The organism is Arenimonas sp. (genome assembly GCF_041913985.1).
Taxonomy (GTDB): domain Bacteria; phylum Pseudomonadota; class Gammaproteobacteria; order Xanthomonadales; family Xanthomonadaceae; genus Arenimonas.
Map to the genome: position 1 here is coordinate 93,681 of NZ_JAYSEG010000001.1, position 15,889 is coordinate 109,569.

A 15,889-nucleotide genomic window follows, 5' to 3' on the forward strand; every position below is an offset into this window, starting at 1 on the left:
GAGCGGCTTGAGCCGCGAAGCCTTTCGCGAGGAGCTTCGCGGCTGAAGCCGCTCCTACAACAGGGGGCACTAGCCGCCCTGCTGCCAGGGGCGGTGCAGGGCCAGGCTCACCTGGCTGACGCCGGGCAGGGCGCGCAGCTGGCTGATCAGCTCCGGGTCGGTGCGCACGCCCAGCGGGCCGTTCACGTCCACGGTGCCGCGGGCCTTGCCGGGCGTGAGCAGGTCCAGGCGCATCGGGGTGGCGCCGGGGCGGTAGGCGGCCAGGGTGGACTGCAGGCGCTCCCAGGCGCCGTGGGCTCGCAGGTCGACCGTCATGGCCAGCCGGCGCGCGTGCTGCGAGCACAGGGCGCGGAAGTCCCAGCACTGGCGCGCGCGCAGCACGAAGCCGCCGCTGAACTGGTCCTCGGCCAGGTTGCCTTCCACCAGCAGGATGCGGTCGCGCGAGAGCAGGTGGCCGGACTCGGCGAAGGCTTCGCGGAAGAAGGCCACCTCGAGCTGGCCGCGGCCGTCCTCGATGCGCACGAAGGCCATGGTGTCGCCGCGCCGGCGCACGGCGGTGACGATGCCGGCCAGCACCACGGCCGCTTCGCCGCGGCGGTCCTTCTTGCTGCTCCAGAGGTGGTCGAGGTCGGCCAGCGACACGCCCACCAGGCCCTGCAATTCGGCGCGCCAGGGGTCGAGCGGGTGGCCGCTGAGGTAGTGGCCCAGGGTTTCGCGCTCGCCCAGCAGCTTGGTTTCCAGCGGCCAGTCGGGCACCACGGGCAGGTCGATGTGGATGGCGGGCGCGTCGGCGGGGCCGCCGAACAGCGACACCTGGCCGGCGGCGCGTTCGCGCGCCAGCTGTTCGGTGGCCTTGATGACTTCGGGCAGCTGCAGCAGCAGCGAGGGCCGGTTCGGGCCCAGCGCGTCGAGCGCGCCGGCGTGCACCAGCGCCTCGAGCACGCGGCGGTTGAGCTTGGTGGAATCGACCCGCTGGCAGAAGTCGAGCAGGTCGCGGAACTCGCCGCCGGCGCGGCGCGCCTCGACGATGGACTCGCAGGCGCCGCGGCCCACGCCCTTCACCGCGCCCAGGCCATAGCGCACCGTCTTCGCGTCGAGCGCCTCGAACATGTAGGCCGAGGAGTTCACGTCGGGCGGCAGCACGGCCAGGCCGATCTCGCGCGCCTCGTCCAGGAAGGTCACCACCTTGTCGGTGTTGTCCATGTCCGAGGACATCGTCGCGGCCATGAACTCGGCCGGGTAGTGCGCCTTCAGCCACGCGGTCTGGTAGGCCACCAGCGCGTAGGCGGCGGAGTGCGACTTGTTGAAGCCGTAGTCCGCGAACTTCTCCATCAGGTCGAAGATGGCGCTGGCGTTGGCGGCCTCGATGCTGCGTTCGGCCGCGCCGGCCTCGAACTTCACGCGCTCCTTGGCCATCTCCTCGGGCTTCTTCTTGCCCATGGCGCGGCGCAGCAGGTCGGCGCCGCCCAGCGAATAGCCGGCCAGGACCTGGGCGATCTGCATCACCTGTTCCTGGTAAACGATGACGCCGTAGGTGGGCTTGAGGATGGGCTCGAGCAGCGGGTGCGGGTAGCTCACCTCGGCGCGGCCGTGGCGGCGGTCGATGAAGTCGTCCACCATGCCCGCGCCCAGCGGGCCGGGGCGGTACAGCGCCGCGAGCGCGATCAGGTCCTCGAAGGTCGAGGGCTGCAGCTTGCGGATGTACTCCTTCATGCCGCGTGATTCGAACTGGAACACCGCGGTGGTCTGGCCCTTCGACAGCAGGGCGTAGGTGTCCGGGTCGTCCAGCGGCAGCGCCAGGATGTCCACCGGCTCGATGCCGGCGCGCTGGCGGCGGGCATTGATGGCCTTGAGCGCCCAGTCGATGATGGTGAGCGTGCGCAGGCCGAGGAAGTCGAACTTCACCAGGCCGACGGCTTCCACGTCGTCCTTGTCGAACTGGGTGACCACCGAGCGGCTCGATTCGCCCTTGGCCACGTGTTCGGCGAACAGCGGGCTGAAGTCGGTGAGCGGCGTTGGCGCGATGACCACGCCGCCGGCGTGCTTGCCGGCGTTGCGGGTCAGGTCTTCCAGGCTGCGGGCCAGGTCGATCAGGTCGCGGACGTCGTCTTCGGTCTGGTAGCGCGAGATCAGTTCGGCCGAGGCCAGTTCGCTGTTCTTGCGCGCGGCCTCGCTCAGGCCCAGGGCGTCGTCGAGGGTGATGCCCAGCGTGTTCGGGATCAGCTTGGCCACGCCGTCGACGAAGCCGTAGGGGTGGCCCAGCACGCGGCCGCAGTCGCGCACCGCGGCCTTCGCGGCCATGGTGCCGTAGGTGATGATCTGGCTGACCTTGTCGCGGCCGTACTTCTGGCCGACGTAGTCGATCACCTCGTCGCGCCGGTCCATGCAGAAGTCGATGTCGAAGTCGGGCATCGACACGCGTTCCGGGTTCAGGAAGCGCTCGAACAGCAGGTCGTAGCGGATCGGATCGAGGTCGGTGATGCCCAGCGCGTAGGCCACCAGCGAGCCGGCGCCCGAGCCGCGGCCCGGCCCGACCGGGATGTCGTTGCGCTTGGACCAGTTGATGAAGTCGGCCACGATCAGGAAGTAGCCGGGGAAGCCCATCTTCACGATCACGTCGAGCTCGATGTCGAGCCGCGCGGCATAGTCGGAGGCGCTGCGGCCCGGGGCCAGCTCTATCTTCGCCAGGCGCGCGGCCAGCCCGCGGTGGGCTTCCTCGCGGATCCAGGTGTCGAGCGTGTGGCCTTCCGGCACCGGGAAGTCGGGCAGGTAGTACTTGCCCAGGCTGAGCTCGAGGTTGCAGCGCTTGGCCAGTTCGACGGTGTTTTCCAGCGCCTCGGGCAGGTCGGCGAACAGCTCGGCCATTTCCTCCGGCGACTTCAGGTACTGCTCGGGCGTGAACTCGCGCGGGCGCTTGGGGTCGTCGAGCACGCGGCCGGTGGCGATGCACACGCGCGCCTCGTGCGCCTCGAAGTCGTCGCGCGAGAGGAAGCGCACGTCGTTGCTGGCCACCAGTGGCAGCCCGCGCGCGCCGGCCAGGGCCACGGCGGCGGCGTTGAAGGCTTCTTCGCCGTCGCGGCCGGTGCGGGTGAGCTCGAGGTAGAGCCGGTTCGGGAAGGCGCGTGCCAGTTCGTCCAGGACCTGGCGCGCGGCCTCGTCGCGGCCGGTGGCCACGGCACGGCCGACGGGGCTTTCGCGCCCGGCCAGGGCGATCAGGCCCTCGCAGTCGGCGTACAGCCAGTCGGGTTCGATGGCGACGTAGTCGCCGGCGTGGCCTTCGAGGAAGGCACGGCTGATCAGGCGCGACAGCGCCAGGTAGCCGCGGCGGTCCTGGCAGAGCAGGGTGAGCCGTGCGGGTGCGCCGCCGTCGGTGACCCACAGGTCGGCGCCGGCCAGGGGCTTGAGGCCGGCGCCCTCGGCGGCCTTGTAGAACTTCACCAGCGCGAACAGGTTGCTGACGTCGGTGACCGCCACCGCCGGCAGCCCGAGCGCGGCGCAGCGCGACACCAGTTCCGGGATGCGGATGCTGGAATCGGTGAGCGAATACTCGCTGTGAAGGTGGAGGTGGACGAATCGGGGCGTCATGCCGGGGACCAAGGGTCAACCGGCAGTTTACCCCGAGGGTGGGGGCGGACAAGGCTTGACAGTCCCTGTTGCCAAGCCCCGCCGCCCCGCCCGTTGGAGAGATCGTCAGGACACGCGGAACAGCGCCGGCAGCGGCTGGCCGCCGGCGTAGCGGCGCGCGCGCACGTCGCGGCGCTGCAGCAGCAGGGCGGCTTCGGCCAGGCAGGCGGTTTCCCAGGCCAGGCGCCGCTCGGCGGCGGTGCCGCGCGGGCGCTCGGCGCTGCGGAAGCGGCAGAAGTCGTGGTAGTCGAGCGTCTCGTCGCGGAAAGCCGGCCAGGCCAGCTCGACCAGCAGCGCGTCGTCGAGGTGGCCGACCAGGGGCTGGTCGTCCGGGATCAGGTCGTCCACCTGCTGCAGGTAGCTGGTGAGCATGCGGGCGCGTTCGCGCATGTCGGCGTCCACGTCCCAGTCGCCGTCGTTGAGCATGCGGCGCAGTTGCTCGGCGCGCGCGAGGCGCTCGGACAGGATGGCCACCGCCTGGCCCGGCGGCTGCGCCTGCAGCCAGCGCGCGAGCGTGACCAGCTGGTCGGCGCTCACGCGCGGCGCATTGGGCGCCAGCTCGGCCAGCAGCGCGTTGAACCGGGCCACGGCCGCGTCCTCGAGCGTGAGGTCGCCGAGCTGGCGGCGGCGGGCGTCGTTCGAGGGCGGCGGCAGCGGGAGCGCGAGGTCGTCGTGGCGGAGCTGGGCATTCATGGCGGGTCTCTTCGGCAGGCGGCGCCGGGAACCATTCCCGCGCCGCATGCCTCGTCAGATGCACCGCCATGGTGGAGCGTTGCAGCGTCCGCGGCGCGTTCCGGAAGTCGTCGTGACCTTCGGGCTAATTCAGCGTCGCGACAGTTTTCACACCACGCGCAGGCCGCCCTCGAGCGGACCGTAGTCGACGTAGCGCTGGTGCCGCACGCGGTGCAGCTGCTCCCACAGCGCGCCTTCCTCCAGCCGCGCGCGCAGCCAGTCGTCGCGCGTGGGGTGGCCGCCGAAACCGGCGCCGGATTCCTCGCGGAAGCGGCAGAAGTCGCGGTAGTCCTCGAGCTCCTCCGCCACCATCGGCCAGGCTAGTTCCACCAGCAGGGCGTCGTCGAGCTGGCCCAGGCGCGGCGTGTCGTCGGGAATCAGGTCGCGTTCGCGCGTCACGTAGTCGAGCAGGCGGGCGATGCGTTTGGCCAGGGCGGGTTCGACCGCCCAGTCGCGGTCGGCGGCGAGTTCGGAGAGTTCCTTCAGGCGGCCCAGGCGCGCCTGCAGCAGCGCGTCGCCCTGCGCCGGCGGCAGCGCCACCAGCCAGCGCGCGACGCTGGCGAGCGCGTACTCGTCCACGTGCGGTGCGTCGGGGTGCAGTTCGTGCAGCAGGTCGTTGAAATCGGCGATGGCCGCCGGTGCCAGCGGCACCGGGCTGTCGCCGGGGTGGGCTTCGTGGCGGGGCGTGCGCGGGAGGGGCAGGGCGGTGCCTGCCGGGAGGGGGGCGTCATGGCGCATGGCAGTGCTCGCTGCCGGCCTGGGTGGGAGCGTGGCCGCGGCCGGTCGGCGTTCGCCGCGGGCAGCCGCATCCACCGGGATGCAGGCTTGGTTTACGCCCGCGAAAAGGGGCTGTCCAGTGCCGCCTCGTTCAGTCGAGCAGCGTGGGTTCCAGGCAGGCGCGCACCGGCGCGAAGCTGCGGCGGTGCTGGGCGCAGGGGCCGAGGCGGCGCAGCGCCTCGAGGTGTTCCGGCGTCGGGTAGCCCTTGTGCAGGGCGAAGCCGTAGCCGGGGAATTGTGCGTCGAGCTCGCGCATCAGGCGGTCGCGCGCCACCTTGGCGAGGATGGAGGCGGCCATGATGGCCGGCTCGCGCGCGTCACCCTTCACCAGCGCCTGCGCGGGGCAGGGCAGGTCCCGCGGCAGGCGGTTGCCGTCCACCAGCGCGTGTTCTGCGGCGGGCCGGAGCGCGCGCAATGCGCGCGACATGCCGGCCAGCGTAGCCTGCAGGATGTTCAGGCGGTCGATCTCTTCCGGCGGCACCCATTCCACGTGCCAGGCCAAGGCGTGTTCGATGATCAGGGGCTCGAGCGCGTCGCGCCGGGCTTCCGAAAGCGCCTTGGAGTCGCCGAGGCCGGCGATGGGCCGGTCCGGGTGCAGGATGACCGCCGCCACCGCGACGGGCCCGGCCAGCGGGCCGCGCCCGGCCTCGTCCACGCCGGCGATGCGCGGCGCGTTCACGGCGCCGGCGGCAGCAGGCCGGCCACGGCTTCCGCGGCGGCCACCGAGGCGTCGCCGCGCAGCTTGGCGTGGATGTGCTCGAAGCGCGGCAGCAGCGCGGCGCGCGCCTCGTGGTCGCGGAACCAGCCCATCACGGCGTCGGCGAGGTTCTCCGGCGTGCAGTCGTGCTGCATCAGCTCCGGCACGATGGGCTCGTTGGCCAGCACGTTCGGCAGGCTGTAGCGGTTGACCTTCATCAGGCCAAGCAGCATGACCAGGCGGTAGGTGAGCGCGGAAATGCGGTAGCCCACCACCATCGGCCGCTTGGCCAGCATGGCTTCGAGCGCGGCGGTGCCGGAGGCGAGCAGCACCACGTCGGCGGCCACCATCACGTCGTGCGCCTGGCCGTCGTAGAGCGCGATGTTGGCCAGCTGCGACTTCGCCAGGCCCTGCTCGATGGCCTCGCGGCAGGCGTGGTTGGCGGCCGGCACGGCCACCACCAGGCCGGGCTGCTGCACGGTGACCAGGCGCGCGGCGTCGATGAACACCGGCCACAGGCGCTGGATTTCGCCCAGGCGGCTGCCGGGCAGCACGGCCAGCACGGGCGCGTCCTGCGGCAGGCCGAGCCGCTCGCGCGCGGCGCGCCGGTCGGGCACGGCGTCGAAGGCGTCGGCCAGCGGGTGGCCGACGAAGCGCGCGTCCACCCCGTGGCGCTGGTAGATCGGCGGCTCCATCGGGAACAGGCAGAGCACGCGGTCGGCGCTGCAGCCGATCTTCGCCGCCCGGCCCTCGCGCCAGGCCCAGACCGAGGGGCTGACGTAGTGCACGGTGCGGATGCCGGCGCGCTTGAGGCGGCGCTCCAGGCCGAGGTTGAAGTCGGGGGCGTCGATGCCGATGAAGACGTCGGGCTTCCAGGCCAGCAGGCGGCGCGCGAGGCCGCTGCGCAGGCGCAGCAGGCGCGGCAGGTGGCGCAGCACTTCGGCCAGGCCCATCACCGCCAGTTCGCCGTAGTCGTGCCAGGTCTCGAAGCCGGCCTCGCGCATGCGCGGGCCGCCGATGCCGGCGAACTCGGCGTCGGGGAAGCGTTCCTTCAGCTGCCGGACCAGGCCCTCGCCGAGCAGGTCGCCCGAGGCTTCGCCCGCCACCAGGGCGAAGCGTAGCCGGCGCGGCGTGCCGGGGGCCACGGCGGGCTCAGCGCAGCAGGCCGCGCTCGCTGCGCTCGATGAAATCGAGCATCAGCCGCACGTCCTGCGACTCGCCGTTGGCCAGCTGTTCGCGCACTTCGGCCAGCGGCTTGCCGGACATGTACAGCGCCCGGTAGGCGCGCTTGATGGCGGCGATGCGCTCGGCGTCGAAGCCGCGGCGCTTGAGGCCCTCGGCGTTGATGCCGCGCGGCGCCGCGTACTTGTCGGCCACCATCACGAAGGGCGGCACGTCGGCGTTGACCAGGCTGCCCATGCCCACGAAGGCATGCGAGCCGATCTTGCAGAACTGGTGGATGCCGGCGAAGCCGCCCAGGATCACCCAGTCGCCCAGCACGGCGTGGCCGGCGAGGGTGGCGTTGTTGGCCAGGATGCAGTGGTCGCCGATGATGCAGTCGTGGGCGACGTGCACGTAGGCCATGATCCAGTTGTCGTTGCCGATGCGGGTGACGCCGCCGCCGTCGCCGGTGCCGCGGCTGAGGGTGGTGAACTCGAAGATGGTGTTGCCGTCGCCGATCACCAGCTCGGTGCGCTCGCCCGCGAACTTCTTGTCCTGCGGGTCGTTGCCGAGCGTGGCGTGCGAATGGATGGTGTTGTTGCGGCCGATGCGCGTGGGGCCGGTGATGACCGCGTGCGGGCCGATGCGGCAGCCGTCGCCGATCTCGACGTCGGCGCCGATGATGGCGTAGGGGCCGATGCTGACGTTGGCGCCGATCCGGGCGCCGGGGTCGATCAGGGCGCTCGGGTGGACCATGTCACTCCTTCCCCTCGGCGCAGAGGATCTCGGCGCTGGCGACGTCCTTGCCGTCCACGCGCGCCACGCACACGTACAGCGCCATGTTGCGGATGGTGCGCTTGAGCACCACCTCGATGTCGAGCTGGTCGCCCGGCACCACCATCCGGTTGAAGCGGGCGTTGTCCACCTTCACCAGGTAGAACAGCTTGGCTTCGGTGCCGTTGCCCTTGGGCTGGGAAAGCTGGGTGAGCAGGCCGCCGGCCTGGGCCATGGCCTCGATCACCAGCACGCCGGGCATCACCGGGCGGCCGGGGAAGTGGCCCTGGAAAAACGGCTCGTTGAAGGTGACGTTCTTGAGCGCGCGGATGCGCTGGTGCGGTTCGAGCTCGACCACGCGGTCGACCAGCAGGAACGGGTAGCGGTGGGGCAGCAGGTGCAGGATGCAGGCGACATCCACGGGCATCTTGATGGCGTCTTCGCTCATCCTGGGGTTCCTTCGACTCAATCCTTGGGCAGGGCGCCCATTCTACGCGCCAGCTGGTCCAATTGCCGGAAACGGGCCGCGTTGCGACGCCAGCTGCGGCTGTCCTGCACGGCCATGCCCGAGGAGTACTCGCCCGGCTCGGTGATCGAGGCCGTCACCAGGCTCATGGCGGTGATGGTGACCTTGTCGCAGATCTCCAGGTGGCCGGTGATGCCGGCGCCGCCGCCGATGAGGCAGTAGCGGCCGATCCGGGCCGAGCCGGCCACGGCCACGCAGCCGGCCATGGCGGTGTGGGCGCCGATGCGCACGTTGTGGCCGACCTGGATCTGGTTGTCGAGGCGGACGTCTTCCTCGAGCACGGTGTCCTCGAGCGCGCCGCGGTCGATGGTGGTGTTGGCGCCGATCTCGCAGTCGTCGCCGACCACCACGCCGCCCAGCTGCGGCACCTTGATCCAGCGGCCGGCGTCCATGGCCAGGCCGAAGCCCTCGGCGCCGAGCACGGCGCCGGGGTGGATGCGCACGCGGGCGCCAAGCCGCACCCGCGTCACCAGCGTGACGCGCGCCAGCAGCTGGCAGCCAGGGCCGACCACGTTGTCCTCGCCCAGGATGCAGCCCGGGCCGATGACGGCGCCGGCACCCACCTGGCAGCGCGCGCCGATGACGGCCAGCGGGCCGACTTCGGCGCTGGGGTGCACCACGGCATCGGCGGCCACGACGGCCGACGGGTGGATGCCCGGCGCCGGTGCCGCCACGGATTCGAACAGCGCGGCGATCTTCGCGAAGGCCACGTAGGGCGCGCGCGCGACCAGGCAGGGTACCGGGCAGTCGCCGGCGTCGCCGGCGGCCAGCACCACCGCCGAGGCGGCGGTGGTGGCGAGGTCGCGGCGGTAGCGGGGGTTGGCAAGGAAGGACAGCTGGCCCTCGCCGGCCCCGGCCAGGGTCGCCACGCCGCGGATGCGGGTGGCGCCGTCGCCGCGCAGTTCCAGGCCGAAGCGTTCCGCCAGTTCGGCCAGGGTCGGTGCCGGGGCCTGCGCCGACATCGCGGTGGCCTTAGAAGCTGCCGCCGAAGGTGAACTGCAGGCGTTCGATCTGGTCGGAGCGCTCGCGCTGGATCGGCAGGGCATAGCTGATCTGGATCGGGCCCATCGGCGACTGCCACTGCAGCGCCACGCCGGTGGAGATGCGCAGGGTCTTGGCTTCCCAGTCGTCGAAGCCGTTGTACACGTTGCCGTAGTCCACGAACGCGGACAGGCGCGTGCCCTTGCCGTCGAACAGGGTCGGGAAATAGAACTCCACGGTGCCGGCGGTCTTGAGCGAACCGCCGATCGGCTGGCGGTAGCCATCCGCGGTGAACTGGTAGGTCGGGCCCACCGTGTTCACCTCGAAGCCGCGGATCGAGTTCGGGCCGCCTGCGTAGTAGTTGCGGAAGAACGGCAGGCCGCACTGGGTGCTGGTGGTGATGATGTCGCCTTCGGTGTCGAACGACGGGCAGGTGTTGCCGCCGGTGTCGCCGTAGCTGTCGCCGTAGCCGAGCTCGGCGCCGATCTTCATCACCATCCACCGGGTGAGCGGCATGTAGTGCTCGAAGTTGTAGCCCAGCTTGTAGTACTCGAGGTCGCTGCCCGGCAGCACGAACTCGCCGCTGATGCGGTGGTAGGTGCCGCGGGTCGGCAGCAGGTAGTCGTTGCGCGAGTCGCGCACCCAGCCGGTCTGCAGGCGCCAGGCGTTGATGTTCCACTGGCGCGAGCCGCCGAACTGCAGCGGGTCGGTGGTGGTCGGGTCGCTGTCGTCGTTGTCCGACGGCGTCTCGGGCTTGTTGTCGTCGTCGACGTGGAACTCGGGGAAGCGGCGGCGGTCGCCCAGGGTGCTGACCAGGTACTGGATCAGCGGCTCCGGCGTGAAGCCGTCCTGGGTGGTGATCTGGTTGCGGTCGATGCCCAGCGAGAACTGGATCGAGTCGGTTTCCGTGATCGGCAGGCCGACCAGCACCTCGGCCGCGGACACGGCGTTGTTGTACTGGGCGAGGTTGGCGTCCTGGCGCGAGTAGCTGTAGTCGCTGTGGCTGAGGTTGTAGCCCACGCTCACGCCGCTGTCGGTGAAGTACGGGTCGGTGAAGCCCAGCGAGTACTGCTTGGAATAGGAGTTGTTCTGCACCGCCACCGAGACGCGGTTGCCGGTGCCCAGGAAGTTGTTCTGCACCAGCTGCAGGCTGGTGATCAGGCCGTAGGTCTGCTGGTAGCCCAGGCCGAAGGTGAACTGGCCCGAGTTGCGCTCCTTGACGTTGACGACCACGTCCACCTGGTCGGGCGCGCCGGCCACTTCCGGGGTCTCGATGTCGACCTCCTCGAAGAAGCCCAGGCGCTGCAGGCGGACCTTGGAGCGGTCCACCGCGGCCTGCGAGAACCAGGCGCCCTCGAACTGGCGCATCTCGCGGCGCAGCACCTCGTCGGCGGTGCCGGTGTTGCCCTTGAACACGATGCGGCGGACCTGCACGCGCGGGCCCGGCTCGACGAAGAAGTTCAGGCCGACCACGCGCTTCTCGCGGTCGATCTCCGGGATCGGGTTCACCTGGGCGAAGGCGTAGCCGATGTTGCCCAGCACCGCGATCATGGCGTCGGTGGTGAGCTCGATTCGGGCGCGCGAGAACGTGCCGCCCTCGGCCACCATCAGCAGCTTCTCGAGTTCCTCGACCGGCAGGATGGTGTCGCCGCTGACCTTCACCTCGCCGATGGTGTAGACCTCGCCTTCGGCGATGTTGGCGGTGACGAAGATGTCGCGCTTGTTCGGGCTGATCGCGACCTGGGTGGATTCGACGTTGAAGTCGACGTAGCCGCGGTCGAGGTAGTAGTTGTTGAGCTTCTCGAGGTCGCCCGAGAGCTTCTCGCGCGAGTACTGGTCGTCGCGGCGGTACCAGGACAGCCAGTTGCTGGTGTTCGACTCCCAGCCGGCGCGCAGGTCTTCCTCGACGTAGGTCTCGTTGCCGACGATGTTGATGTCGCGGATGCGGGCGGCCTTGCCCTCGGCGATGATGATGTTGACGTCGACGCGGTTGCGGTCGAGGTTCGAGATCGTCGGCTGGATCGAGACGTTGTACTTGCCGCGGTTGTTGTACTGGCGGATCAGTTCCTGGGTGACGCGGTCGAGGTTGAGCGGGTTGAAGGTCTCGCCCTCGGCCAGGCCGATGCTGCGCAGGCCGCCCAGCAGGTCCTCGGACTTGATGTCCTTGTTGCCGGTCAGGGTGATGGTGTTGATGGCGGGGCGCTCGGCCACCACCACCACCAGGATGTCGCCCTGGCGCTCGAGCCGCACGTCGCTGAAGAAGCCGGTGCGGAACAGGGCGCGGATGGCCTCGCTGGAGCGGCTGCGGTCGAGCAGGTCGCCGCGCTCCACCGGGAGGTAGGTGAAGACCGTGCCGGCCGAGATGCGCTGCAGGCCCTCGACGCGGATGTCGGCGACCTGGAATGCCTCGAAGTTCTGGGCGTGGGCGGGGCCGGCGAGGGCGGCGGCGAGCGCGATGCTCAGGAGGCAGCGGCGGACAGTGGGTCGCGTCATCATCAATCCGTGGAAGGCGGGCGGGGAACGGCCGCGCAAAGGGTGGAGGTCAGGAACCGAGGCGGAGAATGTCGTTGTAGAAGGCCAGTCCCATCAGGCCGGCCAGCAGGGCCAGGCCGATGTACTGGCCCGCCACGAGACCACGCTCGCCGACCGGGCTGCCCTTGACCAATTCGATAAGGTAATACAGCAGGTGCCCCCCATCCAAGACAGGGATGGGCAGCAGGTTCATGATGAAAAGGCTCAGCGAGAGCACGGCGAGGAAATTCAGGAACCACGCCGGGCCCAGGCTGGCGCTGCCGTTGGCGACGCGGGCGATGGTGATCGGGCCCGAGATGTTCTTCAGCGAGGCCTGGCCGGTGACCATGCGCCAGAGCATGCCGACCACGTCCGAGGTCATCTGCCGGGTCTCGGCCAGCGCCGCCGGCAGGGCCTGCAGCGGGCCGAAGCGCAGCATCGCGTCTTCCACCGGCGCGGCCGCCAGGATGCCCAGCTGCCACACCGCCTGGCCGTCGCGCTCGGCCTGGCGCGGGGCCACGGACACGGTGGTTTCGGCGCCGGCGCGGCTGACGCGGATCGCCAGCTCGGCGTCCGGCCGGGCCAGGCGCTGGAGCAGGGGGCCGATTTCGTCGTAGTTGCGCACCGGCTCGCCGTTGATCGCCAGCAGGCGGTCGCCGGCCTGCAGCTTGCCCTCGGCGGCCGAATCCGGCGCCACGCTGCCCACCACCGGCGGCCAGGACGGGCGCAGTCCCAGGTCGGTGAAGGGACGCTCCTCGCTCACCTGCAGGCCCGGGCGGTCCAGGGGCAGGATGCGAACCCGCTCCTCGCCCCCGGCCGTGCGCACGCGCACCGGGGTGGATTCGCGGTCGATGGCGGCGGTGGCCAGGGCAATGCCGGCCTCGGTCCAGGTGCGGGTGGGGCGGCCGGCCACGTCCAGCAGGCGGTCGCCCGGCTGGAAGCCGGCCTCGGCGGCGATGCCCTCGGCGCGGCCGATGTCGGGCTGGAAGTCGGGCTTGCCGATCACGAACATCAGCCACAGCAGGGCGATGCACAGCAGCAGGTTGGCCAGCGGGCCGGCGGCCACGATGGCGATGCGCTGCCAGACCGTCTTGGCGTTGAAGCTTTCGTGGCGCTCGTGCGGGGCCACTTCGACCTCGCGCTCGTCGAGCATCTTCACGTAGCCGCCCAGCGGCAGCATGGCCACCACGTATTCGGTGCCGTCCTTGCCGACCCGGGTCCAGAGCGGCCGGCCGAAGCCGACCGAGAAGCGCAGCACGCGCACGCCGCAGCGGCGGGCCACCCAGTAGTGGCCGAATTCGTGGAAGGTGACCAGGATGCCCAGGCTCACGATGAGCCACCAAACCGAGCCGAAGAATTCCGTCATGGGCGCCGCATCCTCGCGATCAGGTCACCGGCCAGGCGCCGGGCCTCGGCGTCGGTTTCCAACAGCTGCTCCAGGGAGTCGGCCGGTCCGCCCGGGTGGGCGTCGAGGCAGGCCTGGATCAGGTCCGGAATGCCAAGGAAGCCCAGTTTGCCCTGAAGGAAGGCTGAAACGGCGACCTCGTTGGCGGCGTTGAGCACGGCGGGCGCGGCGCCGCCGGCCTCCAGCGCGCGGTAGGCCAGCCCCAGGCAGGGGAAGGCGGCGAGGTCGGGCTTCTCGAAGTCGAAGCGGGCGAGGGCGGCCAGGTCGAGCGGGGCCACGCCGGAATCGATGCGCTCGGGCCAGGCCAGGCCGTAGGCGAGGGCCGTGCGCATGTCGGGGTTGCCCAGCTGGGCCAGCACCGAGCCGTCCACGTAGTCCACCAGCGAGTGGATGACGCTCTGCGGGTGCACCACCACCTCGATGCGGCTGGCGGGCAGGCCGAACAGGTGCCGGGCCTCGATGACCTCGAGGCCCTTGTTCATCAGGGTGGCGGAGTCGACCGAGATCTTGCGGCCCATGGACCAGTTCGGGTGCGCGCAGGCCTGGTCGGGGGTGACGCCTTCCAGTTCGGCCCGGCGGCGGCCGCGGAAGGGGCCGCCCGAGGCGGTCAGCAGCAGGCGGCGCACGCCCTGTCGGCCGCCGTCGGCCGGCAGGCACTGGTAGATGGCGTTGTGTTCGCTGTCCACCGGCAGGATGGTGGCGCCGCCTTCGCGCGCGGCCTGCAGCAGCAGGTCGCCGGCCAGCACCACCGATTCCTTGTTCGCCAGCAGCAGGCGCTTTCCGGCGCGCGCGGCGGCCAGGGTGGAGGCGACGCCGGCGGCGCCGACGATGGCCGCCACCACGGTGTCGTTGGCCGGGTCGGCGGCCACTTCGTCCAGGGCCGCCGCGCCGGCCAGGGCGCGGGTGGGCAGGCCCAGGGCGGCGAGGCCGTCGCACAGGGCGGGCCAGGCGGATTCATCGGCCACTACGGCCGCGTCGGGGCGGAAGCGGGCACAGAGCCTGAGCAGCTCGTCCACGCGACCGTTGGCGCTGAGCGCGCCGACGCGGAAGCGGTCCGGGTGCCGGGCCACCACGTCGAGGGTGGAGCCGCCGATCGAACCGGTGGCCCCCAGCAGCGCGATCGTTTTCAGAGGCCCAGCCATGCCTTGGCCACCACGAACACCGGCAGCGCGGCCAGGATGCTGTCGAGCCGGTCCATCAGGCCGCCGTGGCCCGGGAACAGGGCGCCGGAATCCTTCACGCCGGAGTGCCGCTTCATCAGGCTTTCGAACAGGTCGCCCACCACCGAGACGCCGGCCACCAGGAGCGTGGCCACCAGCAGCGCCGGCAGCGAGGTCCAGCCCAGGCCCAGCAGCGGGAAGCCCGCCACGGCCAGCAGGGCGGTGGCGGCGAGGCCGCCGTACACGCCTTCCCAGGTCTTGCCGGGGCTGATCGACGGGGCCAGCTTTCGCTTGCCGAACTTCGAGCCGGCGAAATAGGCGCCGCTGTCGGCGATCCAGACCACCAGCAGGGCGTAAAGCGTCCAGCGCGGGCCCAGCGGGCCTTCGGCGTGGAGCCAGCCCAGCGCGCACCAGGCCGGGACGATGCCCAAGGTGCCGGCCATCAGCTTCAGGGCGCGGTTGGCGGCGGTGTCGGCGCTGGCGAAGGCCGGCCGCGCCAGCCACAGCGGCACCGCGGCCACCCACCAGAGCACGCCCACCAGGCTCAGCAGCTTGAGCGTGAACAGGCTGGGCCCGCCGCCCCAGATCAGCGCCGCCATCAGCAGCGCGTTGGCGGTGAGGAAGGCGGCGCGCGGCAGGCGGTCGTGGATGCCGGCGAAGGCGGTCCATTCCCACAGCCCGGCCAGCAGCACCAGGGCCAGCGCCGCGGCCAGCCAGGGCGTGGGCAGGAACAGCACCGCCAGCACCGGCAGCGGGGCCAGGAGCAGGGCGGTGGTGATGCGCTGGCGGCGGCTCACGTCGCGCCCCCGGCCACCTGGGCGCTGGTGAGGCCGAAGCGGCGTTCGCGGTCGGCGAAGGCGGCCAGGGCGGCGTCCAGGACCTCGTCGCTGAGGTCGGGCCAGAGCGTCTCGGTGAACCACAGCTCGGTGTAGGCCAGCTGCCAGAGCAGGAAATTGCTGATGCGCAGGTCGCCGCCGGTGCGGATGAACAGGTCGGGCGTGGGCAGGCCGGCCAGGCCGATGCGGCTGTCGAGCAGGGCTTCGGTGATGTCGCCGGGGGCCAGCCGGCCGGCGGCCACGTCGGCGGCCAGGCTGCGGCAGGCCTGGGTGATGTCCCAGCGGCCGCCGTAGCCGGCGGCGATGGTGAGCACGAGCTTCTGGTCGGCGGGGTGCTGCGCCTCGGCCAGGGCCATGCGTTCGCGGATGGCTTCGGGGAAACCGGCGCGGTCGCCGATGAAGGCCACCCGCACGCCGCGGCGGTTGAGTTCGCCGACCTCGCTGTCGAGCATGCGCAGGAACAGCTTCATCAGCGCGCCGACTTCTTCCTCGGGGCGGTTCCAGTTCTCGCTGGAGAAGGCGAACAGCGTGAGCGCCTCGATGCCGCGCGAGAGGCAGAAGTCGACGCAGACCTGCACGGCCTTGGCGCCGGCGCGGTGGCCGAGCGTGCGCGGGCGGTTGCGGCGCTGCGCCCAGCGCCCGTTGCCGTCCATGATGACGGCCAGGTGGCGGGGCAGGCGGCCCTGCGGGGGCGCGGCGGTCATC

The 15,889-nt window shown here is 71.3% G+C and carries 13 protein-coding genes; all 13 read right to left on the minus strand.

Annotation, left to right across the window (positions count from 1 at the left end; all coding sequences use genetic code 11):
- Positions 1-69 precede the first annotated feature (69 nt).
- The 13 genes from dnaE to uppS all read right to left on the minus strand — a co-directional run bounded on the left by dnaE (position 70) and on the right by uppS (position 15,888).
- Positions 70-3,585, minus strand: a complete 3,516-nt coding sequence (gene dnaE / locus ACE3Q2_RS00515; RefSeq protein ID WP_374471976.1) for a DNA polymerase III subunit alpha — start codon at positions 3,583-3,585, stop codon at positions 70-72.
- Positions 3,586-3,690: 105 nt separating this feature from the next.
- Complete coding sequence (locus tag ACE3Q2_RS00520; protein ID WP_374471978.1) at positions 3,691-4,317, minus strand: hypothetical protein; 627 nt, start codon at positions 4,315-4,317, stop codon at positions 3,691-3,693.
- Positions 4,318-4,464: 147 nt separating this feature from the next.
- Positions 4,465-5,094 carry a hypothetical protein gene (locus tag ACE3Q2_RS00525; protein ID WP_231698605.1) on the minus strand — a complete coding sequence of 210 codons (630 nt, stop codon included), beginning with the start codon at positions 5,092-5,094 and terminating at the stop codon, positions 4,465-4,467.
- A gap of 130 nt (positions 5,095-5,224) precedes the next feature.
- Positions 5,225-5,812 carry a ribonuclease HII gene (rnhB, locus tag ACE3Q2_RS00530; protein WP_374471980.1) on the minus strand — a complete coding sequence of 196 codons (588 nt, stop codon included), beginning with the start codon at positions 5,810-5,812 and terminating at the stop codon, positions 5,225-5,227.
- Positions 5,809-7,020 (minus strand): lipid-A-disaccharide synthase, encoded by a 1,212-nt coding sequence (gene lpxB, locus ACE3Q2_RS00535; RefSeq protein ID WP_374472039.1) that lies wholly within the window; start codon positions 7,018-7,020, stop codon positions 5,809-5,811. Before lpxB ends, rnhB begins: the two co-directional genes overlap by 4 nt.
- Positions 6,983-7,747 carry an acyl-ACP--UDP-N-acetylglucosamine O-acyltransferase gene (lpxA, locus tag ACE3Q2_RS00540; protein WP_231698608.1) on the minus strand — a complete coding sequence of 255 codons (765 nt, stop codon included), beginning with the start codon at positions 7,745-7,747 and terminating at the stop codon, positions 6,983-6,985. Before lpxA ends, lpxB begins: the two co-directional genes overlap by 38 nt.
- Before the next feature lies 1 nt (position 7,748).
- Complete coding sequence (gene fabZ, locus ACE3Q2_RS00545) at positions 7,749-8,213, minus strand: 3-hydroxyacyl-ACP dehydratase FabZ (RefSeq protein ID WP_231698609.1); 465 nt, start codon at positions 8,211-8,213, stop codon at positions 7,749-7,751.
- Between the two features lie 17 nt (positions 8,214-8,230).
- Complete coding sequence (gene lpxD / locus ACE3Q2_RS00550; RefSeq protein ID WP_374471983.1) at positions 8,231-9,253, minus strand: UDP-3-O-(3-hydroxymyristoyl)glucosamine N-acyltransferase; 1,023 nt, start codon at positions 9,251-9,253, stop codon at positions 8,231-8,233.
- A 10-nt stretch (positions 9,254-9,263) separates the two neighbouring features.
- The gene (gene bamA / locus ACE3Q2_RS00555; RefSeq protein ID WP_231698611.1) at positions 9,264-11,765 is read right to left on the minus strand and encodes an outer membrane protein assembly factor BamA; all 2,502 of its coding nucleotides are present in this window, start codon (positions 11,763-11,765) and stop codon (positions 9,264-9,266) included.
- A 49-nt stretch (positions 11,766-11,814) separates the two neighbouring features.
- A complete protein-coding gene (gene rseP / locus ACE3Q2_RS00560) occupies positions 11,815-13,149 on the minus strand; it encodes an RIP metalloprotease RseP (RefSeq protein ID WP_374471985.1) in 1,335 nt (444 codons plus the stop codon).
- The gene (locus tag ACE3Q2_RS00565) at positions 13,146-14,330 is read right to left on the minus strand and encodes a 1-deoxy-D-xylulose-5-phosphate reductoisomerase (RefSeq protein ID WP_374471987.1); all 1,185 of its coding nucleotides are present in this window, start codon (positions 14,328-14,330) and stop codon (positions 13,146-13,148) included. Before ACE3Q2_RS00565 ends, rseP begins: the two co-directional genes overlap by 4 nt.
- Positions 14,315-15,145: a phosphatidate cytidylyltransferase gene (locus tag ACE3Q2_RS00570; protein ID WP_231698613.1), complete on the minus strand. Its 831-nt coding sequence runs from the start codon at positions 15,143-15,145 to the stop codon at positions 14,315-14,317. Before ACE3Q2_RS00570 ends, ACE3Q2_RS00565 begins: the two co-directional genes overlap by 16 nt.
- The gene (gene uppS, locus ACE3Q2_RS00575) at positions 15,142-15,888 is read right to left on the minus strand and encodes a polyprenyl diphosphate synthase (RefSeq protein ID WP_374471990.1); all 747 of its coding nucleotides are present in this window, start codon (positions 15,886-15,888) and stop codon (positions 15,142-15,144) included. The genes ACE3Q2_RS00570 and uppS overlap by 4 nt, the downstream gene beginning before the upstream one ends.
- Position 15,889 lies beyond the last annotated feature (1 nt).